This window comes from Natrialba sp. PRR66, assembly GCF_034808065.1.
GTDB lineage: Archaea > Halobacteriota > Halobacteria > Halobacteriales > Natrialbaceae > Natrialba > Natrialba aegyptia.
Window position 1 is genome coordinate 1 of record NZ_JAXHGN010000021.1, and the last position, 407, is coordinate 407.

1 protein-coding gene is annotated in these 407 nt (G+C 73.0%); it reads right to left on the minus strand.

Going from position 1 to position 407, the window contains the following annotated elements:
* A partial coding sequence (locus tag SM755_RS23330; protein WP_323174790.1) for a methyl-accepting chemotaxis protein occupies positions 1-407 on the minus strand: 407 nt, incomplete at both ends.

The following is a 407-nucleotide window of genomic DNA, read 5'->3' on the forward strand; positions in this document are numbered from 1 at the left end:
GCCGCCACCGTCTCCGCCTCGCTCGCCGTCCGATGCCCGATCTCGGTCGCACCCTCGGTCATCGCGACGACCTCCTCCGTGCTCGCCGCCTGCTCCTCGGTCGCCGCCGAGATCTCCTGCACGCCCGTGTTCGTCTCGGTGGCGTGGTCAGCGACCTCGTCGAGCGCCGATGCGGCCGCGCGGACGTCCTCGGCGTTCGCCGCGACGCGCTCGTTCACGTCCCGGACCTGCGCCGCGGTCCGCTCGGTCTGCTCGTCGATGCGCTCAAGGCGCCCTTCGATGTCCTCCGCGGCGTCCTTCGCCTCCGCCGCGAGGTCCTTGACCTCCTGAGCGACCACCGCGAACCCGCCGTCGTCGCCGTCACCGCTCGCGCCGCGGGACGCCTCGATGTTCGCGTTCAACGCCAG